We start from the raw sequence: 23,500 nt of genomic DNA on the forward strand, positions 1-23,500 counted from the left end.
GGGTGGACCGGATTGCCCCGCGAGCTCAAAGCGCTACATTTTTGAGAACGATGGAGGCGCCGACATGAACGACATCCGGTTCACACCCGACGAGCTGACCACACTGCGCGAGCACGGCATCGTGCTCTTCGCCGATCGCGTGATCTTCGAAGCGCAGCCGCCGATGCCGCAAGAGCAGATCGACGCGGTGCAGGCACTTTGCTCTGGCCCTCTGCCCGAAGCGCTGGTCGCGCTCTGGCGGGAGACCGCCGGCGGGCGTCTCGACTACGACCTGTCGCTGGAGATGAACGGCAACCTGGAGGGCATCAGCTGGAGCGAGCTCTTCTGGAACGGCAGCGACGGCTACAACGACCTGCAGGGCTGGATCGACCACGAGCAGGAGCTGGCCCAGGAGGCCGCCGAGGAAAGCGGCACGCCGTGGAGCGGCAAGCTCACGCACCTGCCCTTCGGCGGCTTCGAGTACACCGACAGGATCTACGCGGTGGTCGAGCCCGGCGCTGCGCACGGGCAGATCGTCGCCTGGAAGAAAGGCCTGCCGCCTGCCTGGACACACGCGCTGCACGAAGACAGCGTGAACACCATCGCGCCAGACCTGCACGGCGCCTTCGCGGCGCTGCACCTGGACGAAGACCCGCTCGCGCCCACCAGCGACTACTTCTCGGGCCAGACGCTGCTCGCCTACCTCGACGACAGGCACGAGGACCATGGGCTCGACCTCGACCTGATGGACAAGCTGGTGACCTTCTACTGCCGCGCCGTCGTCGACTGGCGCACGCCGCTGGCCGAAGGCACACTGCGCCACAAGCCGCAACTGGCGCGGGTGGCCCTGCGCCATGCGATCGGAACAGACGACGCGCGGCTCATCGCCGAGCTCGCCGCTGCGGGCGTGGCCTTCGACGGACCGCAACAGGGCAGCGCGCTGGCCACCGACGTCGCGGTGGGCCAGGGGGCCTTCGCCGCCGCCTCGGCGCTGGTGCGCGCCGGCGCGCCGGTGGCAGCCGATGCACTGCGCAACATCGACGGCCAGATCTCGCCCGAACTCACGGCCGCATTGCTGGACAACGGCGCAGAACCCAACGTCGCGGCCATCGTCAAGTGCGCGGCCTGCGGTGCGCCGGCGAGCGCGCACCTGATCGCGGATGCATGCGCGAAGGCGGGCATCGACGTGCCTGCCGCGTTCATCGCTGAGCGCGACGCGATGCTGCTCGAGCTGGAGACCGCGCTTGCGAAGATGCAGGGCGGCAAGTACGGCCACTACCTCGGACAGGAAGGGCTGGCCGAGCGCATCGACCATCTGCAGACCTTCAGCTTGTAAAAGGCTCTCCCCCAGGCAATCGCGCACTTCGTGTCGCCGCGCCCCCCCCTCACCGGGGGCAGCACCAGCGGCCCGGCAAAGCCGGTTCCGCGGTGTTCCTGGTATTGGGGTGCTGCCTGGAGGCCGAGCCGGATATCAGCCGCCGTACAGCCAGGGCTGGTCCAGCAGCTTCGCGCCGAGCAGGCGCATCGCCATGTCGCGGCCCAGCCGCACCGGGCCGGTGGCGTGGAAGATCTCGCCGTTGCGGCGTGCGCGTGCCTGCACCTGCGCGTTGCGAGCCCAGCGCGCCTCGGCGTAGCGGGCGAAGGCTGCGGGCACGTCGGCCGCATCCGCGTCGGCCATCGCGTCGGCGAGCGCCACCGCGTCCTCGATGGCCATGCCCGCGCCCTGCGCGAGGTACGGCACCATGGGGTGCGCAGCGTCGCCCACCAGCGCGACGCGTTCGTGCGCCATGTCGGCAGGGCCTGTCATCGGCGCGCGGTCGCCCAGAGACCATGCGCGCCAGGCGGGCATGGCGTCGAGCAGCGACTGCAGGCCGGCACAGCTTCGGCCCATGGCCTGCTTCAGGGCGGTGATGCTGGTGGACTGGTCCCAGTCGCGCGCGTCGCCGGCGGGGGCGGACTCGGCGATCACGACCACGTTGAGCCATTCGCCGCGGCGCACCGGATACGCAACCGCGTGCAGGCGCGGACCGAGCCAGACATCGACCCGGCAACGTCGCAATGCGGCCGGCAAGGCGGACTGCTCCACCAGCGCGCGCCAGGCCGTGTGGCCGGTGACGCGTGGCGGCTGCGCGGCGCCGGGGCTGTCGAGCTGCCGCCGCACCATGCTCCACAGGCCGTCGGCCCCGACCACGGCTTCGCCCTCCCAGGCGCGCGCGTCGGTGCTCGAGAGGCAGACGAGGTCGTCGCTGGTCTCGACCTGCCGGATCTGGGCGCCGGTCACCAGCGTGCCGGTACCGCGCGTGCGCACGGCCTCGAGCAGCAGGCCGTGCAGGTCGGCGCGATGAACGCAGAAGTAGGGAGCGCCGTAGCGCTGCTGCATGGCGTCGCCCAGCGGCATGCGAGCCAGCTCGGAGCCGCTTTCGGCGCTGTGGACCGCCAGCGCCTCGGGCCGCGCCGCGATGGCGGCGAGCCCGGTGCCGAGGTCGAGCTTCTGGAGCCGCCGCGTGGCATTGGGGCCCAGTTGCACGCCGGCGCCGATCTCGCCGAAGGCCGCAGCCTGTTCGAAGACGTCGGCGCGGTGGCGGCGCTGGGCGAGTGCCAGCGCAGTGGCCAGCCCCCCGATGCCGCCCCCGGCGACGAGGATGTGCGCGGGCATCGGTCTCAGCGGCCGTGCGTGGACGGGCTGGGATTGACGGCCTGGTCGGCTTGCGGTTGCTTGAGGGGGGTCTTGGGAGCGCAGCTCCCGCAGGTGTCGCACGAGCCGCAGCCCGATGTCTTGGCGAGCGAGGCGGCGAGCTCCCTGGCGCGTTCTTCGTCGATCAGGCCGGCGCGCTGCGTGCCGGCCGCCAGCTTCTGCGCGGCACCGCGGCGCCATCCTGCGGGCATCCAGCGCCAGACCGCGTAGAACGCGGCGGCCGCGACGATCAATCCGACGATCAGTTGTTGCGTCATATCTCAAATACTCCAATCCCGAAGCCTACACCGCGGTGGATACCGCGGAGCCGGCGTTGCCGGGCCGCAGGCATTGCCTTGGCGAGGGCGTAGCGGCCACGCGAAGCTGGCAAGCCTGGGGATGTGCTCTTTTACCCCGCTCCGAGTGCCACCGCAACGTGGTAGGTGATGAAGCAGGCCATGTAGGCCAGCGCGAAGAGATAGCCCGCCATGATCCAGACGTACTTCCACGAGCCGGTCTCGCGCTTCACGGCAGCCAGCGTCGAGATGCACTGCGGCGCGAACACGTACCAGACCAGCAGCGACAGCGCGGTGGCCAGCGTCCAGCTGCCGGCGATGAGCGGCTCCAGCGCACCCGCCACGTCGTCGCCCGTGGCCGACAGCGCATACACCGTGCCGAGCGCGCCCACGGCCACCTCGCGCGCCGCCATGCCCGGCACCAGCGCGATCGAGATCTGCCAGTTGAAGCCGATGGGCGCGAAGATGTGCTCCAGGCCGCGGCCGATCATGCCGGCCAGGCTGTACTGGATGGCCGGGCCGGTCGCGCCTTCGGGCGGCGACGGGAAGGTCGAGAGGAACCACAGCAGGATCGTCAGCGTGAGGATGATCGTGCCCACGCGCTGGATGAAGATCCAAGCGCGCTCGTACAGGCCCAGCGCCAGGTTGCGCAGGTTGGGCCAGCGGTAGGCCGGCAGCTCCATCAGCAGCGGCGAATGCTGCGCGTTGTCGCGGAAGCGCTTCATGACCCAGGCCACGGTCATGGCCGAGACGATGCCGAACACGTAGAGCCCGAACAGCACCACGCCCTGGAGGTTGAAGATGCCTCCCACGGTGCGCGCCGGGATGAAGGCCGCGATGAGCAGTGCATACACCGGCAGCCGCGCCGAGCAGGTCATCAGCGGCGCGATCATGATCGTCGTGATGCGGTCGCGCCAGTTGCTGATGGTGCGCGTGGCCATCACGCCCGGAATGGCGCAGGCGAAGCTCGACAGCAGCGGAATGAACGAGCGGCCCGACAGCCCCACGGTGCCCATCACGCGGTCGAGCAGGAAGGCCGCGCGCGGCAGGTAGCCCGAGTCTTCCAGGGCGAGGATGAACAGGAAAAGGATCAGAATCTGCGGCAGGAAGACGATCACGCCGCCCACGCCGGCGACCACGCCGTCGACCAGCAGGCTCTGCAGCATGCCCTCGGGCATGTAGGTCTTCAGCAGGGTGCCCACCCCTTCCGTGCCGGCCTTGATGGCGTCCATCGGCACGTTGGCCCAGCTGAACACGGCCTGGAACATCAGGAACATGGTGACGGCCAGCACCAGCATGCCCCACACGGGGTGAAGCACCACGCGGTCGATGCGGTCGCTGGTGGCGAGGCTGCCGACCGGCTCCTTCACCGCGAGGCCGAGGATGCGGCGCACCTCGCGCTGGGTGGCGAGCACGTCGTCGAGGTCCGGCGCCTGCCAGGGCTGCGGCGCGGCGGCGGCCACGGGCGTGTCGAGCGCCGCGAGCAGGCCCTGCGCGCCGCCGGTGTGCACGCCGACCGTCTCGATGACCGGCACGCCGAGTTCGCGCGAGAGCACCGCGGTGTCGACCGCGATGCCCTGCTTCTTCGCCATGTCGGTCATGTTGAGCGCCACCACCATCGGCAGGCCGAGCCGTCGGGCTTCGAGCACCAGCCGCAGGTTCAGGCGGAGGTTGGTGGCGTCGGTGACGCACACCAGCAGGTCGGGCAGCGCTTCCTTGCTCTGGCCGGTGACGATGTCGCGGGTGACGGCCTCGTCGGCGCTCAGCGCGTTCAGGCTGTAGGCGCCGGGCAGGTCAAGCACGAAGACGCGCCGGCCCGAGGGCGTGCGCAGCGTGCCTTCCTTGCGCTCGACGGTCACGCCCGCGTAGTTGGCGACCTTCTGGCGGCTGCCGGTGAGCAGGTTGAACAGCGCGGTCTTGCCGCAGTTGGGATTGCCCAGCAGCGCGATGCGACCCGGCTGGGCGGTGGGTGCGAGCCGGCCCGGGCCCTGGATGACGGCTTCAACCATGGTTGGCGGCTCCCGGCGTGACGTGGATCAGCGCGGCCTCGTGGCGGCGCAGCGCGAAGGTGGTGTGGCCCAGGCGCACGGCCAGCGGCTCGCGGCCCGGGATGCCGCTGGCGACGATGCGTACCGCCTCGCCCGGAACGAAGCCGATTTCGGTCAGGCGCAGCACGAGGTCACGGTCGTCGGCGCTGTCGGGGCGGGCTACGTCGAGCACGGTGGCCCACTGGTTGTCGGGAAGCTGGTCGAGGCTCAGGGCGACGGCGGTGGTCGGCGCTGCGCCGAAATCGTTGGTTCGCACGGTGGGGGCGGAGACGCCCTGAATATCGGGCGCATCTCTTTAAGCAAAACCCAGATGCTAGCAATTCTCACTCGCGAAAACCTGACTACCCCCTCAAAAAGGGGGCTGCAAGGCCAGAAACACCGAGGAACCGGCTTTGCCGGGCCTCAGGTGGTGCCCCCGGAAGGGGGTCGGCGCAGCGACGCGAAGTGCGCGAGGCCTGGGGGAGAGCCTAGTTGAGCCCCAGCATGCCGCGCAGCTTGGAGAGGTCTTCGGCCAGCGTGTTGACCCGCCCGGCCAGCAGCTTGCGGTCGCGCTCGCTGAGCTTCGAGTAGGTCTCGAAGCCGCCTTCGGCCGTCCTGTACTTGGCCAGCGTGTCGAAAACCACCTTGAAGTTGGCTTCGGTCTTGTCCGAGAAGGCTTTGTTCTCCTTCACGACCAGCGGGCGCAGCAGCTCGACGATCTTGTAGGCACCCTCGAAGTTGGACTGGAAGTCCCACAGGTCGGTGTGGCTGTAGCGGTTCTCCTCGCCGGAAATCTTGGTGGCGGCCACCTCCTCCATCAGCACGGCGGCGCCGCCCACCACCTTCTCGGGCGGGAAGGTCAGCGCGGAAAGGCGCTTCTGCAACTCGAGCACGTTGGCCAGCAGCTTGTCGGCCACGGGGGCGAGCTCCTTGGTGCTCTTCTGCACCCACAGGCCGTACTCGATGCGGTGGAAGCCGCCGAAATCGGGGTCCTTCTCCGCCTTCTCGTGGTCGTCGGCGCGCGAATCGATGGCCTTGTCGAGGTCGTTGAAGAGCTCTGCCACCGGCTCGATGCGCTCGTAGCTCGTGCGCGTGGGTGCGTAGAGCTTCTTCGCCTTCTCGATGTCGCCGGCCTTCACCGCGGCGGTGAAGGCGCGCGTGTCCGCCGCCAGCTTGCGCACGTTCTCGGCGACGTAGATCTTGTAGTCGGAGATCGGTCCGACCAGCTCGAGCGGCGACACGGCGGCCTGCACGCCGGCGGCATGGAGCCCGGCGAAGCCTGCGACGAGAGTGGCGAGGAAGTGGCGGCGGAACTGCACGGTCATGGATCTCCTTGTTCTGGGCAGTGATGAAAAAACTTGCGGGGCCTCGGAAGGCCCGGCCTTCAGGCGGACATCAGCGAGCGCCCCAGCCAGTCGCGCTCGTCCCGCACGCCCGGCAGCGTGAAGAAGAAGCCGCCGCCGATGGGCTTGATGTATTCCTCGAGCGGCTCGCCGTCGAGGCGCTTCTGTACGGCGATGAATCCGTCCTCGAGGTTGGCCTGGTAGCAGATGAACAGCAGCCCCATCTCGAGCTGGCCCGACTTGGTGACGCCGTTCGAATAGTTGAAGGGCCGGCGCAGCATCAGGTTCTTTTCGGTGGCCTTGGTGCGCGGGTTCGCCAGGCGGATGTGCGCATCCATCGGCGTGACCTTGCCTTCGGGGTCCTTCGTGTAGTCGGGCACGTCGTGCTCGGTCCTGCCGCCGTCCATCGGCGCGCCGGTCGGCTTCAGGCGACCCATGATGGCCTCCTGCTCCTGCAGCGGCGTGCGGTCCCAGCGCTCGACGAAGTTGCGGATGATGCGCACCGCCTGGTAGCTGCCGCCCGCGGCCCAGGCCGGCTCGTCGCTGCCGGGCTGCACCCAGACGATGCGGTCCATGAGCCCGCCATCGGCCGAGTCGGGGTTGGCCGAGCCGTCCCTGAAGCCGAGGAAGTTGCGCGCGCTCTCGGCCGGCTTGCCCGGCACCGCCGGGATCGGCGGCACCGTGCCTTCCTGCTTCCAGTGCAGCACCAGCAGGTCGGGCGTGTTCTTGATGATGTCGCGCAGCGCGTGGATGTTGGTGTCGGGCGTGTTGGCGCAGAACTGGATCGACAGGTCGCCGTGGCACAGCGCGGCATCGAGCGCGTCGTTGGGGTGGCGCTGCATCTGGTTCAGCCGCAGCGGCTTCTTCTTCGCGAGGCCGAAGCGCTCGTCGAAGAGCGATGAGCCGACCGACACCGTCACCGTCAGCCCGTCCGGCTGCACCACCGGACCGAGGATGCCCGAGCCCGCCGGCGGCAGCCTGGGGTCGGGGTCCGTCTGCGGCCCGCCCTGCGTGAGGAAGGCGATGCGCTCGGTGAGCGTGCGGAACAGGCGCTCCAGGTCGGCGCGGTTCTCGGCCAGCACGTAGAACGACGCGATCATGCCGGCGGTCGGACGCGGCGTGACGATGCCGGCCTGGTGCCTGCCGCGGAAGGGCACGCGGTCCTGCGTGTGGGTGCTCTGCGGCGCGTCGGTGACCTGCGCGCCGCCGTCCGCGGCAGCGGGCGCAGCGGCGGCGTGGGCCGATGCGGCGGCGAGGCCGGCGAAGGCGGCACCTGCCGCGCCAAGCATGCGGCGGCGGTGCGGGGAAACGGGCTCGTTCGACTTGTCCATGGTGCTGTCTCTCAACTGACTCATTCCAGGCCGAGCGCGGCATTCACCTTGCCGAGTTCCTCGGCCAGCGCGCGCACGGTCTCGGCCATTGCCTTGCGCTGCGCCTCGTCGAGCGGCGCGGGCTTGAAGCCGTCGCCATCGCGGTAAGGCGCCAGCGCGGCATCGAGGGCCGCGAAGCGCTCGTCCACGCTCTTCTGCAGCGCGGGCGCCGCCTTCACGAGCAGCGGCTGCAGCAGGTCGGCGATCTTCTTCGTGCCTTCGTAGGTGCCCTGCAGGTTCGCCGCCTCGGCGTGGCCGTAGTGGTCCTCGCCGCCCGCCGGCAGGTTGTCGGCCACGCGGCGCAGCAGCTTCGACGCGGAACCGGCGAGCCGCTCGGGCGGCACGTTCAGGCCGCGCAGCCGCTCCTTGAGCACGCCGATGTCGGCGATCAGCCTGTCGGCGACGGGCGCGAGGCCCTTCGTGTCGTTCTGGCCGTACAGCGCGTACTCGATGCGGTGGAAGCCGCTGAAGCCCGGGTCGGCCTCGCGCTTCTCGAAGTAGTCGGCGCGCGCATTGATGCGGGTGTCGAGGTCGGCGAAGAGCTCCGCCATCGGCTCGATGCGCTTGTAGGCCTGGTGCGCAGGCACGTAGAGCGCCCTCGCCTGCTGCAGGTCGCCGGCCTTGATGGCGTCGGCCAGGGCACGCACCGCATCGTCGAGCGAGCCGGCCTCCAGGCGCAGGAAGGTCTGGTACTCGGCCAGCGCGCCCACGTAGTTGACCAGCGAGGGCCGCGCGGCCTCCGCCTCGGAGGCGGCAGAGGGCGTCACGCGCAGCTTGCCGCGCGGGTTGCTCAGCAGCCCGCAGGTGATCGCGAACTCGCCCGGCTGCAGCTTGACCGTCATGGTCTGCGAGAAGCCCGGCGCGATGTTCTCGCGCTCCTCCACCACCATCACGCCGTCGAGAATTTCCCACTCGAGCGCGCGGTTGGACTTGTTGACGATGGTGAAGGTGGTGCGCCCCGCGGGCACCGTGATCTCGTTGGGCTCGCAGGCGTTGCCCTGGATGGTGACGGTGACGGCGCTGTCGGCCGCCTTGGCCGGCGCCTTCTTCGCTTCGCCGGAGGCGTACCAGAAGGCCGCGAGGCCGGCGACCGCCAGCAGGGCCGACGCGGCCACCGCCACGCGCATCAGGTTCGAAGAAGGGGGTTTGTTGTCGGGAGAGGAGGAAGACATTGCAGGTTTCAGCGGGCCGCGGCCGTACGAGGCGCAGGCGCAGCGCCCGAGCGCAGGAAGAAGAACAGGGAGACCGCCAGGAAGGCCAGGTACACGACGACCTCGCCCACCACGGGCGCGGCCTGGTAGCCCAGCAGGCCCGAGAGCACCGCCCCCAGGGGGCTGTCCATCGGCAGCGTGGCGCTCATGTCGAACACCACCGTCTGAAGGTGGTTCCACACGCCGCCCTCGTGCAGCTTGCGCAGCACGCCGGCGAGCAGGCCCGCGGCCACCAGGAGAATGAAGAGGCCGGTGAAGCGGAAGAAGCGCCTCAGGTCGAGCCGCACGCCGCCCGAATAGAGCCCCCAGCCGATCGCCACCGACACGGCGATGCCCGCGAGCGCGCCCACCGGCGCCTCCCAGCCGCTGCTCTGCTGGAACACGGCCAGCAGGAAGAACACCGACTCCAGCCCCTCGCGCGCCACGGCGAGGAACACCATGCCGATCAGCGCCCAGCCCTGCCCGTCCGCGCCCCTGCCCAGCGCCTTGTCGATGGAAGCCTGCAGTTCGCCCTTGATGGACCGCGCGGCCTTGCGCATCCAGAACACCATCGAGGTCAGCATGACCACCGCGATCAGGCCGACGACGCCTTCGAACAGCTCCTGCTGCTTCTGCGGGAATTCAGCCGCCAGCAGCTGCAGGCCGGCGCCCGCGAACAGTGAGAGCGCCGTGGCCAGCAGCACGCCGACCCACACCGCGGGCATCAGCGCGCCGCGCCCGCTCTGCTTGAGGTAGCTGGCAACGATGCCGACGATCAGCGCGGCTTCGATGCCTTCGCGCAGCATGATGAGGAATGGAATGAGCATCGGCTTCGGAAATGGAGGCGGTTGAAGCTCTCCGGAGCCGGCATGGGTCAGCGCGCGAGTCTGCGTTTGCCTTTGCTTCTGGCTCCACGGAGGAGCGTCCGAGCATAGCGCATCAAATAAGAAACATTCTCATCTGTGGGCTTTTCTTGCCGAATGGTAATGATTGCCCCGCGTCGGGGCAGCGGCATCAGGAAGCCAGTTCGACGACGTGGGCGCTGACCGCGCCGCCATCGATGCGCAACTCCGCCACGGAGATCGGCAGCCTGAAGCGCCGCGGACCCGCGCTGCCTGGGTTGACGTAGAGCACGCCGTCGCGCTCCTCCACCTTCGGCTTGTGCGAATGGCCCGAGACCACCACGCGCACGCCGTCCGCGCGCGGGTCGATGTCGATCTGCGCGAGGTCGTGGATGGCGTAGACGCACACGCCGCCGAACTTCACCAGTTCGGTTTCCGCGATGCGATCGGCCCAGGCTTCGCGGTCGTTGTTGCCCCGCACGACCGTCAACGGCGCGATGCGCGCCAGCGTCTCGAGGATGGCGGCGTTGCCGATGTCGCCGCCATGGACGATGAAGTCGCTGCCCTCCAGGAAGGAGAGCGCCTCGGGCCGCAGCAGTCCGTGGGTGTCGGAGATCAGGCCGATGCGAAGCATGGGAGGAAGGAGCGCGGGCGAGAAGACCGGCCCCGTACTCGACCGCCTTGCGCGGCGGCTCGACGCCGCCGGCAGCAAGTCGAGCCGGGCCGGTTTCCGCCGCCTCGCTCGGCTGGGTTCAGGCAGCCAGCAGCTGCCGCAGCACGAAGGGCAGGATGCCGCCGTGCTTGTAGTAGTCGACCTCGATCGGCGTGTCGATGCGCAGGCGCACCGTCACCTCCTGGTGCGTGCCGTCGGCGCGGTGCACCACCAGCTTCACGTCCATCTGCGGCTTCAGCTCGCTGCCGATCACCACGTCGATCTGCTCCTTGCCGGTGAGGCCCAGCGTCTGCCATGAATCGGCGCCGCGGAACTGCAGCGGCAGCACGCCCATGCCGACCAGGTTGGCGCGGTGGATGCGCTCGAAGCTGCGTGCCACCACGGCCTTGATGCCCAGCAGCTGCGTGCCCTTGGCGGCCCAGTCGCGCGACGAGCCGGTGCCGTATTCCTCGCCGCCGAACACCACCGTGGGCGTGTTCTGGGCGATGTACTTCATCGCCGCGTCGTAGATGAACATCTTCTCGCCCGAGGGCTGGAACAGCGTGACGCCGCCTTCTTCCTGCGTGCCGTTGGCGTCCGGCGGAATCATCAGGTTCTTGATGCGCACGTTGGCGAAGGTGCCGCGCATCATGACGTCGTGGTTGCCGCGGCGCGAGCCGTAGCTGTTGAAGTCGGCCTTCGAGACGCCGTGCGCCTTCAGCCAGATGCCCGCGGGCGAGCTTTCCTTGATGGAGCCGGCCGGCGAGATGTGGTCGGTGGTGATCGAGTCGCCGAACAGCGCCATGATGCGCGCGCCCTTGAAGCCCGCGTCCGACGCATGCGGCTCCATCTTGAAGCCCTCGAAGAACGGCGGCTCGGCGATGTAGGTCGACTCGGGCCAGTCGTACACCTGCCCGGTGGTGCCCTTGATGCTGCTCCAGAACTTGCCCGGGTCGGTCTTGACCTTGTCGTAGTTCGCACGGAACGACTTGGCATTCATGGCGTAGCGCAGGTTCTCGTCGATCTCCCTGGCGGTCGGCCAGATGTCGCCCAGGTACACGTCCTTGCCGCCCTTGCCCTTGCCCACCGGCTCGGTCATCAGGTCGACCATCACGTTGCCGGCGATGGCGAAGGCCACCACCAGCGGCGGCGATGCCAGGAAGTTGGCCTTCAGGTTCGGATGGATGCGCGCCTCGAAGTTGCGGTTGCCCGAGAGCACGGCCGCGCCGACGAGGTCGTTCTTGACGATGGCCTCGTTGATCTCGGGCGTGAGGTCGCCGGCGTTGCCGATGCAGGTGGTGCAGCCGTAGCCCGCGAGGTAGAAGCCCAGCTTCTCGAGGTACGGCAGCAGGCCGGCCCTCTCGAGGTATTCGGTGACGATGCGCGAGCCCGGGGCCAGCGAGGTCTTCACGTGCGGCTTGACCTTGAGGCCGGCCTCCACCGCCTTCTTCGCGAGCAGGCCGGCGGCCAGCATCACGCTGGGGTTCGAGGTGTTGGTGCACGAGGTGATGGCCGCGATCAGCACGTCGCCGTTGCCGATGGTGACCGCTCCTTTTGGCGCAGCGGGCGCGCTGGCGCTCACATGCGCAGCGGCCTTGGTCGAGCGGTTGGCCACCATCTCGACCACGTCCAGCGGCGCGCCCGCGGGCGGCGGGGCGGCTTCGTCGTCGCCGCTCTTGCCGGCGGCGGCGAGCTGATAGCGCAGCTTGAGCTTGTCGGCCGGCTGGTTGAAGCCGTTGGCGTCGTTCGGCTTGCTGTAGAGCTCCGAGAACTTGGTGGCGAGGTGGCCCAGGTCGATGCGGTCCTGCGGGCGCTTCGGGCCGGCCAGGCTGGGCGACACGGTGCTCAGGTCGAGCCTGACGACCTTGGTGTAGTCGATATCGCCCGGGTTGGGCATGCCGAACAGGCCCTGCGCCTTGTAGTAAGCCTCGAAGCGCTCGACCTCTTCCTTGGTGCGGCCGGTGCCCTCGAAGTAGGCCACCGTCATCTCGTCGACCGGGAAGAAGCCCATGGTCGCGCCGTACTCGGGCGCCATGTTGCCGATGGTCGCGCGGTCGGGCACCGCGATGGAGGCTGCGCCGGGGCCGAAGAACTCGACGAACTTGCCCACCACCTTCTCGGCGCGCAGGATCGAGGTGACGTAAAGCACCAGGTCGGTCGCGGTGACGCCTTCGCGCAGCTGGCCGGTGAGCTCGAAGCCCACCACGTCGGGCGTCAGCATGTAGACCGGCTGGCCCAGCATGGCCGCCTCGGCCTCGATGCCGCCGACACCCCAGCCGACCACGCCGATGCCGTTGATCATGGTGGTGTGGCTGTCGGTGCCGACCAGCGAGTCGGGGTAGTACGTAGGTTTGTCTTCCTTGTCGTTCGGGCTCTTGTAGACGCCGCGCGCGAAGTATTCGAGGTTGACCTGGTGCACGATGCCGAAACCGGGCGGCACCACGCGGAAGGTGTCGAAGGCCTGCATGCCCCACTTCATGAACTGGTAGCGCTCGTTGTTGCGCTGGAATTCCAGCTTCATGTTCAGGTCGAGCGCCTTGGGCGTGCCGTAGTGGTCGACCATCACCGAGTGGTCGACCACCAGGTCGACGGGCACCAGCGGCTCGATGGTCTTGGGCGACTTGCCCAGCTTGCCGGCCACGCTGCGCATGGCGGCCAGGTCGGCCAGCAGGGGCACGCCGGTGAAGTCCTGCAGCACGACGCGGGTGACGACGAAGGGGATCTCGTCGACGCGCTCGGCGTTCGGCGCCCAGTGGGCCAGTTCTTCGACATGCTTGGCCGTGACCTTCTGCCCGTCGCAGTTGCGCAGCACCGATTCCAGAACGATGCGGATGGAGACGGGGAGGCGATCGACGGAGGGATATTGCTTGGCCAGCTCCTTCAGCGACCAGTACTTGCCGGACTTGCCCGACGGGGTCTTGAAGGTCTTGAGGGTGGACGCAAAGGCATGCGCCGGGGCTTTGGCCATAGAGAGACTCCTGTTTGTTCGTGGAAGCCTCTCAAGGATAGCGGGGATCAATGTCAACAGGCTTAGTCGGGAAACTTGACTCGCCCTCAGGCTGCGCGCACTTCGTGTCGCTTCACCCGTCCCTGATCCGGGACAACGGCCGAGGACCGGCAGAGCCGGATCCTCGGTGTTTCTCGAACAAGGCTCCGTGAGCCTTTCAGGCCAGGGCCATGTTCGCGCCGCCACGGCTGCGGCGCAGTCCGGTCCACTGCAGCTCGGCCAGCACGATCACGCACACGGCCTGCGCCAGCACCCAGGCCACGCCAACCGCCGTCACCGGGAACATGCCGCTCACCAGCAGCGCGACGCAGGCCACGGCCCAGCCGAAGTTGCCGACCACCACGAGCCCGATCAGCGTGCGCGGCGGCGTGCTGCGGCTCGCCATGAAGGCCGCGGCGGCCGCGTAGGCCAGGAGGAACACGCCCGTGCCCATGAGCAGCGGTGCCGGCAGCCCGGTCAGGCGAGCCAGCACGCCGGTGAAGGCCACCTGCAGCGCGCCGGTGGCGGCGCAGGAGACGGCGTCGGCCCACATCACGTTGGGCAGGAAGCGGGGGGATGCGAAGACGGACATGGAATCTCTCCTTGGGTGGTTACGCTGCAAGCCGGTCCTGCCGCGTTGGGGTCGATGATTCCGGGCCGCGCGCATCGGGTCGATGACCTGGGAGGTCATGGCGCCGCTCCACCGCCGCGCCAGAATGCAGGCCCATGAACACCACCCGCTCCCACACGAACAAGGCCAGCCAGCCCGGCGCGCGCGATCCGTTCGGCGCGCACCTTCGGCATTGGCGCACCCATCGCCGCCTGAGCCAGCTCGACCTCGCGCAGGAAGCCGAGGTCTCGACCCGCCACCTGAGCTATGTGGAAACCGGCCGCGCCGCCCCCAGCCGGGAGATGGTGCTGCGCCTGGCCGAGCGGCTGGAAGTTCCGCTGCGCGAGCGCAACGCGCTGCTGGTGGCCGCCGGCTTCGCGCCGATGTACAGGCAGCGCTCGCTCGACGACCCAGCGATGGCTTCCGCGCGCCGCGCCATCGAGATGGTCCTGAAGGGCCACGAGCCCTTTCCGGCACTTGCCGTCGACCGCCACTGGAACCTGGTGGCGCACAACGCGCTGGTGCCGCTGCTGATGGAGGGCGCATCACCCGAGCTGCTGAAGCCGCCGATCAACGTGCTGCGCCTGAGCCTGCACCCCGAAGGCGTGGCGCCGCGCATCGCCAACCTGGCGCAGTGGCGCTTGCACCTGCTCGAGCGGCTGCAGCAGCAGATCGCCGCCACGGGCGACCCCGAGCTGCAGTCATTGCACGACGAACTCGAGGCCTATCCGGCGCCCTCCGTGAGCCACGACGCGCCCGTCATCGACACCGCGCTGTCGGCGGTGGCCGTGCCCTTCCAGGTGGTGATGCCCAGCGGCGTGCTGAGCTTCATCAGCACCACCACAATCTTCGGCACGCCGGTGGACGTCACGCTGCAGGAACTCGCGGTCGAATCGTTCTTTCCGGCGGACGAACAGACGGCGGCCGCACTGGCGGCGCTGGCGGCACAGCAACAGCAGCAGCCAGCTCGCTGAAGTCCGCCCTGCCCTCCCCGTCGCGCGGCGGGCCTTCGAAGTCGTCCACCTGGATGACCTTGTCGGCCGCCTTCAGGTAGGCCAGCGCCAGTTCGGGGTCGGTTGAAGAGCGCGCCGCCTCTTCGAGCGAGTTCGTGCGGCGCAGCACCTTGTTGAGCGCCGCGGTGCCGTCGCCGAGCTTCGCGCCCAGTTCCATCGCCTGCATCAGGTCGCGCAGGCCGCCCGCGGCGGGCTCGCTCAGGTCGGGCGCCAGGCGCTCGACGATGCGCGGGTCCTTGCGCAGCAGTTCGGCAAGCTCGAGCAGCTGCACGTCGCGCAGCGGTGCCAGGTGAGCGGTGCGGCGCAGCACCATCGCGCCGATCAGGCGGCGCCCTCGCGTCGGAAGGTTGGCGTACAGATCGCGCAGGATGCTGCCCGCCTCGTCGATCTGCAGCCTGATCGCGGCCCTGGCGAAGGGCAGCATCTCCGGCGCCTGCTCCACGCCATAGCGCCACACGCAGGCGCTCGCCAGGTAGAGATGCGCGAGCACGTCGCCCAGTCGCGCCGAGAGCAGCTCCATGCGCTTGAGGCTGCCGCCGAGCAGGCCCATCGCAAGGTCGGCCGTGAGCGCGTACTTGGCGCTCATGCGCGCGATGAGCCGCGCCTCGTGCGCCAGATCGTCGGGCGGCGAGCCGACCAGCGGCGCGCCGAACAGGCTGCGCCACAGGTTCACCGCGACGTGCCTGCCGTGCGCCATCAGCGCCTCGCCGAGCGCGGTCTCGTCCCCTGCCTGCACTGCCGCCATCTCATCGAGCACGTGCGGATGGCATCGCACCGCGCCCTGCCCGAACACGATCAGCGCGCGCGTCAGGATGTTGGCACCCTCCACGGTGATCGCGATCGGCGCCTGCCTGTAGGCCACGCCCAGCAGATTGGAGGGGCCCGAGATGATGCCCTTGCCGCCGAGGATGTCCATGCCGTGGTTCACCGCGCGCCGCCCTGCCTCGGTCAGCTGCACCTTGAGGATGGCGCTCGCCACGCTGGGCCGCTCGCCCTTGTCGAGCGCGGCCGCCGTGAAGCGCCGCGCCGCATCGCTCGCGTACAGCTCGGCCGATATCTGCGCGACCAGCCCCGCGACCGCGTGGAACCTGCCCACCGGCATGCCGAACTGCTCGCGGATCTGGCCGTAGCCATTGGCCACGTACAGCGCGGTCTGCTGCATCGCCGAGCCCAGCGCCGGCAGCGATATCGCGCGGCCCGCGGCCAGGCATTCCATCAGCATGCGCCAGCCCTGTCCGACCTGCTGCTCGCCGCCGATGATCCAGTCCATCGGCACGAACACCTGGCGGCCGTGGATCGGTCCGTTCATGAAGGCGCTGTCCATCGGCCGGTGGCGGCGGCCGATCTCCATGCCGGCCTGCGGCACCGGGATCAGCGCACAGGTGATGCCCAGTTCGCGCTCGCCTTCGGGCCGGCTTTCATCGACGGCATGGAAGGCCAGCCCGACCACGGTGGCGACCGGCGCGAGCGTGATGTAGCGCTTGTCGAAGTCGACCAGGAAGCCGCGCACCCCGTGCCCGTCGACTTCGCGCTCCACCAACACGCCACGGTCGGGGATCGAGGCCGCATCGGAGCCCGCGTAGGGCGACGTCAGGCCGAAGCACGGCAGTTCGCGGCCGTCGGCCAGGCGCGGCAGGTAGTGGGCCTTCTGGGTATTGGTGCCGTAGCGCAGCAGCAGCTCGGCCGGCCCCAGCGAGTTGGGAACCATGACCGTGACGGCGGTGGCCACGTTGACGGTGGCGATGCGCGCCACCACCGTGGCATGCGCGTGGTGGCCGAAGCCGAGGCCGCCGAACTCCTCGGGAATGATCATCCCGAAGAAGCGCTTCTCGCGCAGGTAGCGCCATACCTCGGGCGGCAGGTCGCGGGCCTCGTCGATGGCGTGGTCGTCGAGCATGCGGCACAACTCGCGGACCTCGTTGTCGAGAAAGGCCTGCTCGCGCTCGCTCAGGCGATTAGGGCCCATGGCTGAGAGCGCGTCGAAGTCAGGGTGTCCCGCGAACAGCCGTCCCTCGAAGCCGACGGTGCCGGCCTCCAGCGCCGCGCGCTCGGTGTCGCCCAGCGGCGGCAGCGCCTTCGAGAAAGCTTGCATGGCCCGGCGGCCGATGAATGAAGCCAGAGGCATGGTGCGTGTCCTTCCTTGCGTCCGCGGCGGATTCACGACTCATCCAATCCAGCAAATCCAGCATTGGCGCGGACATGCACCATTCTTCGAACCTGCGGCCCTTGCCCGGGGACGGCCAAGGGCCTCCCCGCTTGTCGGAGACGGGCGCCTCCTGGCTTGCAGGTGTGTACTGCCGTCCTACTTCTTCCGGGCAGGCTGTGGCGCCGCGGCAGGGGCCGCGGCAGGCACGGCCGCTGGATCGCGCCAGCCGTATTCCACGTAGCGCCGGATGATCAGGCAACCAGGCGGAGAGTCGATCAGCGAGACCGACGAGGTCGGCTCCTTCTCGTCGGTGTAGACGGCATAGTTGGGCAGCAGCCGCGTCATCTTGTAGCTGGCCAGTTCCTGCTGGCCGACGCTTGCGCAGGTGAAGGGCGCCACCGAGATGCGCTCGGCCGACACTGTGCAGGCACCGCTTTCGTCGGGAATCGCGGTGATCGACGCCGCCACGCCCGCGTTCGGAAACTCCATGCCGATCAGCGAGAACATCGGGCCGGCGTCGGGACGCTTGCGGTCCCAGTCGAGCAGCACGTCGTGGCTGCGGCTGCCCTGCACAGTGAGCGTGGACAGCCGCGTGATCGCCGGCAGGCAGCGCTTGACGCCCACGCTGGCGGCGGCGCGCGTGAGCGTGTCCTGCGGCGCGGCGGGCGGCGCCTGCGGCACCAGCACGCCCTGGGCGAACGCAGCACCGGCGGCGGCCCATGCCAGGGCGGCGATGAGCAGGCGGGGGAATCGTGGGGTCGGCTTCATCCCGGTCCTCATGCGTAAAGGTTCTCGATGGCGGCGGTGTAGACGCGCACGTTCTCCTCGCCCTCGGGGTCGAGGGTTGCGATGAAGCGGCGCGCGCGCTCGCGGTAGGCAGGCAGGTCGGCGTCGTGCTCGGCGAAGGCGCGCCGCAGCGCGAGTCCGCCCTCCTCGCAGTCGAAGCCGTGGTAGCGGTAGCCGCAGTCTCCGACAAGGTGCGAGTTGTGGATCAGCGGATAGCCGCCGTACAGCGCCTCGTAATAGAGATAGTTCTGCGCGTTCTCCCAGTGGTGCGCGAACACGGCGTCGATCTTGCCGGGCATCACCTGGAACATCGGAAAGCGTCCCTCGAAGGTGGCCAGGCCGTGCTGCACGATGTCCAGGCTCTGCGCGAAGCCGATGAAGAGCGGCTTGTCCTTCAGGTGGAAGCTGTTGTAGACCCACATCTTCTCGATGAGCCTGGGCTGCGCGCGGTGCGCGGCCTCGCAGCCGAGCATCGGGATGAAGCTGGTCTTCACCATGCAGATGTTGGGCTCGAAGATGGCCACGCGCCACTGCCTGCGGCCGGGCTCGTAGGCGAAAGGTGGACTCTGCGGCGCGCGGGCCATGGCGCGCTCCAGCACCATCGGGCTCCACAGGTGCGGCATGAGGCGCACCGGCGCGCGGAAGGTGCTCTCGAAATAGGGCTTGCACGACACCTCGTACTCAGGAATCGTCCAGACCTCGTCGTAGGGCGCGCCGGAGATCAGCAGGCCGTGCGGCTTGTCGAAGATCATGCGCTCGATGTCGATCACGTAGTCGTTGCCCACGCGCATCGAGACGATCCTGCCGCCGCGCTCCCGGAAGGCCACCGACCACGGCATGGCGAGCTGGGCGCTCATCTCGATCATGAGGTCGAGCTGCTGGCCCGCGGTGGCCATGTCGATGATGGGCACCGGCGAATCGGCGAGGAAGCTGGTGGCGTCCGCCGGGCCGCCGTCGCCGCCGCCGGCCACCAGCACCGCGCTCTCCACGCGCGGCGAGCGCAGCAGCAGCATCACGAGGAACAGGCAGTTCTGGTAGACGCCGTTCTCCCACAGGCTCTGTTCGCCCTTGCGGATGAAGATGGAGACGCCGACCCTGAGCTTGGCCGGCATCATGCGGCAGCCCTCGCGGCATCGGCGCGGAAGTCGGCGTTGCCGCCCACCAGGTGCAGCAGCCGCTGCGCGTAGCCCTCGATGTTCGCGGGGCTGAAGGGATCGACCGACTGGAACACGCGCTGCGCGCGGGCGCGATAGTCGTCGAGCTGCCGGTCGTGCGATCGCACGGCCTCGCGCAGCTGCGCCGCGCCGGTGGCGATGTCGAAGTCGGGGTAGTAATAGCCGGCGTCGCGCAGCCAGGGCGAGTTGTGCACCAGCGGGTAGTTGCCGTAGAGCGCGTCGAGATAGCCGTAGTTCTGGTCGTTCTGCCACTGGTGCGAGACCACCGCGTCGGCGAACTGCACCATGAAGCCCGCGAAGTCGTTGCGGCCGTGGAAGGTCGCCTTGTGCTGGCGCACGAGATCGAGCGAATTCGCCAGGTAGAGCATGGTCGGGTGATCCTTCAGGTGCAGGGTGTTGAGCACCTGCATCGAGGCCACCGTGGAAGGGTCGGCACGGTACGCTCCATCGCAGATCAGCATCGGCACGCTGCAGGTCTTCACCACCGAGATGTTGGGCTCGAAGATCGCCACGCGGAAGCCCGGCTGTTCAGCCGTGCGCGGCCTGTAGCCGAAGGGGTAGCCCGCCGCGTCGACCTCGGCGACGCGCTGGGCCAGGAACTGCGGCGACCAGAGGTACGGCACCTCGTGCACCGGGCAGCGGTGGATGGTGCGCATCATGGGCGCGAACGCCTCGTCCTTGGGCAGCAGCCACACCTCGTCGCAGCGGTCGGGCCTGCTGAAGTGGCCCTTGTCGGTGAACACGATGGGCTCGGCCAGCGCCGCGAAGGGCTGGCCCACGCAATGGAACACCACGCGGCCGCCGCACGCGCGGAAGTAGGAGAGCCACTGGACGTCGAGCGCGCCGGCCATCTCGATGACCACGTCGAGCGCGCCGGTGAGCTCGCGGGCGCGGCCGAAGCCCAGGCCCATGGCGGCCATGTCGACCTGCGGCGGCATGGCCTGCTGGTCACCCGCGTCGATGAGGGTCACGGACTCGACGAAGCCGATGCGTTGCAGCAGCCGGGCCAGGAACAGGACGTTCTGCCCCATTCCGTTCTCCCAGATGTTCTGCCCCGCATGGGTAAGGACTGAAATGCCGATGCGCATGAGGCGGAGTGTGTACCAAAAGGAACGGCTCCCACGCCGCGAAGCGCGGGAGCCGCCCGGCCGAGGGCCGGTTCGGCGGCCTTTCAGTGGCTTATTTCCACTTCCAGCCGATGCCGGCGTTGATGCCCCACTCCTTGCCGGTGGTCGTCAGGCCTGCGCCCCACGACATCTTGCCGTCGTCGGACAGCGCCTTGAAGGTCAGCGCCACCGCGCTGTAGCCCTTGTAGCTGCCCAGTCCAACGCCCACCGTCTTCTCGCCCGGATACAGCGTCGGCAGGTAGGTGCCCGACATCGCGAACGCCATGGCCGTGCCCGAGTAGGCGATGCGCGCCACGTCGCCGAGCTGGCCCTGCACCTGGTTGAGCTGCTGCACGTTGACCGCGTCGCCCGGAAGGATGCCTGGCGCCACGTTGCTGATGCGCGTGCCGCCCGGCGCCTGGCCGCCGCCCAGCGTGATCTGGTTGTAGTTGACCGAGCCGTCCGGGTTGGTCGCGTACTGCACGCTGCTGGCCTTCGCAGCCGCCGAGGCCGCCTTCAGCTGGGCCACGTTGGTCGCGTCGCTGTCGGCCGTGCCCGCCGCCACGCCGGTGATCTGGCGGTACTGGCCGTTGGCCGCATCGCCCACCGACACCGCGGCCTGCGTGCTGGTGGTGGCCCTGATCGCGGCCTCCTGCTGCGCCGTCGCACCGCCCGGCACGTAGCCGGCCATGCCCGCCGCGGTGGACGCCACCGAGCCCGAGCCCAGCGCCACGCCGCCGCTTTGCTGCACGACCGCGCCGAAGCCGATCGCCGTGCCCTTGGAGACGTTCTGCGCCTGGCTCAGCGGCGTGCCGCCGGCATCCGCGTTGTCGCCCAGGGCCACGCCGCCGCCGCCCGCTCGTGCATTGGCACCGATGGCCTGCGAGCCCGTGGCCAGGGCGCCCGAACCGATGGCGATCGCGTTGGTGCCCGTCGCCTGTGCGCCGAAGCCCACCGCCACCGCGCCGTCGGCAGTCGCCTTCGCGCCGTTGCCGGCGGCGAAGGAATTGGCACCGCTGGCCACCGACTGCGGGCCGATCGCCACCGCCTCCTGGCCGCTGGCCACCGAGTCGCCCGCCGTCGACTTGGCGTGGAAATACTTGGTGCCGTTGTTGTAGATGTCGCCGACCGAGGTGCTCAGGCTGCTGAGGTTGACGTTGGTCGTGCTCAGGCTCGTCGACAGGCTGCCGATGCCGCTGATCGCCGTGCTCAGGCCGGTCGAGGTGGAGGTCGACAGGCTTGAGACGCTGCTGTTCGTCGTGCTCAGGCCGGTCGACAGGCTGCCGATGCCGCTGGTTGCGGTGCTCAGACCCGTCGAGGTGGAAGTCGACAGGCTGTCGATGCTGCTCGTGGCCGTGCTCAGGCCCGTGGAGGTCGAGGTCGACAGGCTGGCCAGGCTGCTGTTCGTCGTACTCAGGCCCGTCGACAGGCTGCCGATGTTGCTCGTCGTGGTGCTCAGGCCGGTGGACAGGCTGTCGACCGTGCTCGACACGGTGCTCAGCCCGGTGGAAAGGCTGCCGATGCTGCTGGTCGCAGTGCTCAGGCCGGTCGAGGTCGAGGTCGAAAGACTGTCGATGCTGCTCGTCGCCGTGCTGAGACCCGTCGACAGGCTGCTGATGCCGGTCGACGTGGAGGTCGACAGGCTCGCCAGGCTGCTGTTCGTGGTGCTGAGCCCGGTCGACAGGCTGCCGATGCTGCTGGTAGCAGTGCTCAGCCCTGTCGATGTGGACGTGGACAGGCTGTCGATGCTGCTCGTGGCGGTGCTCAGGCCGGTGGAGGTCGAGGTCGACAGGCTGGCCAGGCTGCTGTTGGTCGTGCTCAGGCCGGTCGAGAGGCTGCCGATGCTGCTGGTCGCAGTGCTCAGGCCCGTCGAGGTCGACGTGGACAGGCTGTCGATGCTGCTCGTGGCCGTACTCAGGCCCGTGGAGGTCGAGGTCGACAGGCTGGCCAGGCTGCTGTTGGTCGTGCTCAGGCCGGTCGAAAGGCTGCCGATGCTGCTGGTCGCCGTGCTCAAGCCAGTGGACGTCGAGGTCGACAGACTCGCCAAGCCGCTGTTCGTCGTACTCAGGCCGGTCGACAGGCTGCTGATGCCTGTCGATGTGGATGTCGACAGGCTGGCGACGCTGCTGTTGGTCGTGCTGAGCCCGGTCGACAAGCTGTTGATGCCGCTGGTCGCTGTGCTCAGGCCCGTCGAGGTCGACGTGGACAGGCTGTCGATGCTGCTCGTGGCCGTACTCAGGCCCGTGGAGGTAGAAGTCGACAGACTGGCGACCGCACTGTTGGTCGTGCTCAGGCCGGTTGAGAGGCTGCTGATGCCGGTGGACGCGGAAGTCGACAGGCTCGCAACGCTGCTGTTGGTCGTGCTGAGGCCCGTCGACAGGCTGCCGATGCTGCTGGTCGCGGTGCTCAGGCCAGTCGACGTCGAAGTCGACAGGCTCGCGACACTGCTGTTGGTTGTACTAAGACCCGTGGACAGGCTGCCGATGCTGCTTGTCGCAGTGCTCAGACCGGTCGACGTCGAAGTCGACAGGCTCGCGACGCTGCTGTTCGTCGTGCTGAGGCCCGTCGACAGGCTGCCAATGCTGCTGGTCGCGGTGCTCAGACCGGTCGACGTGGAAGTCGACAGGCTCGCCACGCTGCTGTTCGTTGTGCTGAGGCCCGTCGACAAGCTGCCGATGCTGCTGGTCGCGGTGCTCAGACCGGTCGACGTCGAAGTCGACAAGCTCGCGACGCTGCTGTTCGTCGTGCTGAGACCCGTCGACAAGCTGCCGATGCTGCTGGTCGCGGTGCTCAGACCGGTCGACGTGGAAGTCGACAGGCTCGCCACGCTGCTGTTCGTCGTGCTGAGACCCGTGGACAGGCTGCCGATGTTGCTGGTCGCAGTGCTCAAGCCGGTCGACGTCGAAGTCGACAAGCTCGCGACGCTGCTGTTCGTCGTGCTGAGGCCCGTCGACAAGCTGCCGATGCTGCTGGTCGCGGTGCTCAGACCGGTCGACGTGGAAGTCGACAGGCTCGCCACGCTGCTGTTCGTCGTGCTGAGGCCCGTCGACAGGCTGCCGATGTTGCTGGTCGCAGTGCTCAAGCCGGTCGACGTCGAAGTCGACAGGCTCGCCACGCTGCTGTTGGTTGTGCTCAACCCAGTCGACAAGCTGCCGATGTTGCTGGTCGCGGTGCTCAGGCCGGTCGACGTCGAAGTCGACAAGCTGGCGACGCTGCTGTTCGTCGTGCTGAGGCCCGTCGACAGGCTGCCGATGTTGCTGGTCGCAGTGCTCAAGCCGGTCGACGTCGAAGTCGACAGGCTCGCC

18 protein-coding genes and 1 pseudogene are annotated in these 23,500 nt (G+C 68.9%); 2 read left to right on the top strand and 17 right to left on the bottom strand.

Features of this window, described 5'->3' with window-relative positions:
* The first annotated feature begins 64 nt into the window (after nucleotides 1-64).
* A complete protein-coding gene (locus FHY06_RS15075; RefSeq protein ID WP_184605640.1) occupies nucleotides 65-1,315 on the top strand; it encodes an SMI1/KNR4 family protein in 1,251 nt (416 codons plus the stop codon).
* Between the two features lie 135 nt (nucleotides 1,316-1,450).
* On the opposite strand, the gene FHY06_RS15080 is transcribed toward FHY06_RS15075, so the two are convergent.
* From FHY06_RS15080 to FHY06_RS15130, 11 genes are all read right to left on the bottom strand, one after another.
* Complete coding sequence (locus FHY06_RS15080; protein ID WP_184605641.1) at nucleotides 1,451-2,635, bottom strand: FAD-dependent monooxygenase; 1,185 nt, start codon at nucleotides 2,633-2,635, stop codon at nucleotides 1,451-1,453.
* A gap of 5 nt (nucleotides 2,636-2,640) precedes the next feature.
* Entirely contained in the window at nucleotides 2,641-2,931 is a 291-nt protein-coding gene (locus FHY06_RS15085) for a DUF6587 family protein (RefSeq protein ID WP_184605642.1), read from the bottom strand.
* Nucleotides 2,932-3,062: 131 nt separating this feature from the next.
* The gene (feoB, locus tag FHY06_RS15090) at nucleotides 3,063-4,958 is read right to left on the bottom strand and encodes a ferrous iron transporter B (protein WP_019654613.1); all 1,896 of its coding nucleotides are present in this window, start codon (nucleotides 4,956-4,958) and stop codon (nucleotides 3,063-3,065) included.
* The gene (locus FHY06_RS15095; protein ID WP_019654612.1) at nucleotides 4,951-5,253 is read right to left on the bottom strand and encodes a FeoA family protein; all 303 of its coding nucleotides are present in this window, start codon (nucleotides 5,251-5,253) and stop codon (nucleotides 4,951-4,953) included. The genes feoB and FHY06_RS15095 overlap by 8 nt, the downstream gene beginning before the upstream one ends.
* A 211-nt stretch (nucleotides 5,254-5,464) precedes the next feature.
* A complete protein-coding gene (gene efeO, locus FHY06_RS15100; protein ID WP_184605643.1) occupies nucleotides 5,465-6,301 on the bottom strand; it encodes an iron uptake system protein EfeO in 837 nt (278 codons plus the stop codon).
* 59 nt (nucleotides 6,302-6,360) lie between these two features.
* Nucleotides 6,361-7,650, bottom strand: coding sequence for an iron uptake transporter deferrochelatase/peroxidase subunit (gene efeB, locus FHY06_RS15105; protein WP_221404247.1), 1,290 nt, complete (start codon nucleotides 7,648-7,650; stop codon nucleotides 6,361-6,363).
* Between the two features lie 20 nt (nucleotides 7,651-7,670).
* A complete protein-coding gene (efeO, locus tag FHY06_RS15110) occupies nucleotides 7,671-8,861 on the bottom strand; it encodes an iron uptake system protein EfeO (RefSeq protein WP_184605645.1) in 1,191 nt (396 codons plus the stop codon).
* An 8-nt stretch (nucleotides 8,862-8,869) separates the two neighbouring features.
* Complete coding sequence (gene efeU / locus FHY06_RS15115) at nucleotides 8,870-9,706, bottom strand: iron uptake transporter permease EfeU (protein ID WP_184605646.1); 837 nt, start codon at nucleotides 9,704-9,706, stop codon at nucleotides 8,870-8,872.
* A gap of 187 nt (nucleotides 9,707-9,893) precedes the next feature.
* Nucleotides 9,894-10,355 (bottom strand): metallophosphoesterase family protein, encoded by a 462-nt coding sequence (locus FHY06_RS15120; RefSeq protein ID WP_184605647.1) that lies wholly within the window; start codon nucleotides 10,353-10,355, stop codon nucleotides 9,894-9,896.
* A gap of 118 nt (nucleotides 10,356-10,473) precedes the next feature.
* Nucleotides 10,474-13,341, bottom strand: a complete 2,868-nt coding sequence (locus tag FHY06_RS15125; protein ID WP_126185367.1) for an aconitate hydratase — start codon at nucleotides 13,339-13,341, stop codon at nucleotides 10,474-10,476.
* A 196-nt stretch (nucleotides 13,342-13,537) separates the two neighbouring features.
* Nucleotides 13,538-13,951 (bottom strand): hypothetical protein, encoded by a 414-nt coding sequence (locus FHY06_RS15130; RefSeq protein ID WP_126185366.1) that lies wholly within the window; start codon nucleotides 13,949-13,951, stop codon nucleotides 13,538-13,540.
* 134 nt (nucleotides 13,952-14,085) lie between these two features.
* Between FHY06_RS15130 and FHY06_RS15135 the strand changes: the two genes are divergently transcribed.
* On the top strand, nucleotides 14,086-14,943 hold the full coding sequence (locus FHY06_RS15135) for a helix-turn-helix domain-containing protein (protein WP_184605648.1): 858 nt from the start codon (nucleotides 14,086-14,088) through the stop codon (nucleotides 14,941-14,943).
* Here FHY06_RS15135 and FHY06_RS15140 read toward each other — a convergent pair.
* From FHY06_RS15140 to FHY06_RS15160, 6 genes and pseudogenes are all read right to left on the bottom strand, one after another.
* Nucleotides 14,837-17,107, bottom strand: coding sequence for an acyl-CoA dehydrogenase (locus FHY06_RS15140; RefSeq protein WP_184605649.1), 2,271 nt, complete (start codon nucleotides 17,105-17,107; stop codon nucleotides 14,837-14,839). The genes FHY06_RS15135 and FHY06_RS15140 overlap by 107 nt on opposite strands.
* 177 nt (nucleotides 17,108-17,284) lie before the next feature.
* Nucleotides 17,285-17,896, bottom strand: coding sequence for a hypothetical protein (locus FHY06_RS15145; protein WP_132797192.1), 612 nt, complete (start codon nucleotides 17,894-17,896; stop codon nucleotides 17,285-17,287).
* Nucleotides 17,897-17,904: 8 nt separating this feature from the next.
* The gene (locus tag FHY06_RS15150) at nucleotides 17,905-19,029 is read right to left on the bottom strand and encodes a DUF2827 domain-containing protein (protein WP_184605650.1); all 1,125 of its coding nucleotides are present in this window, start codon (nucleotides 19,027-19,029) and stop codon (nucleotides 17,905-17,907) included.
* The gene (locus FHY06_RS15155; RefSeq protein ID WP_184605651.1) at nucleotides 19,026-20,177 is read right to left on the bottom strand and encodes a DUF2827 domain-containing protein; all 1,152 of its coding nucleotides are present in this window, start codon (nucleotides 20,175-20,177) and stop codon (nucleotides 19,026-19,028) included. Before FHY06_RS15155 ends, FHY06_RS15150 begins: the two co-directional genes overlap by 4 nt.
* Nucleotides 20,178-20,268: 91 nt before the next feature.
* Nucleotides 20,269-20,679 (bottom strand): YadA-like family protein, encoded by a 411-nt coding sequence (locus tag FHY06_RS35155; protein WP_409327456.1) that lies wholly within the window; start codon nucleotides 20,677-20,679, stop codon nucleotides 20,269-20,271.
* Nucleotides 20,662-23,500: pseudogene (locus tag FHY06_RS15160) on the bottom strand (YadA family autotransporter adhesin); the annotation flags it as partial. The gene FHY06_RS35155 and the pseudogene FHY06_RS15160, both read right to left, overlap by 18 nt.

The organism is Variovorax atrisoli (genome assembly GCF_014195185.1).
GTDB classification, from domain to species: Bacteria; Pseudomonadota; Gammaproteobacteria; order Burkholderiales; family Burkholderiaceae_C; genus Variovorax; species Variovorax atrisoli.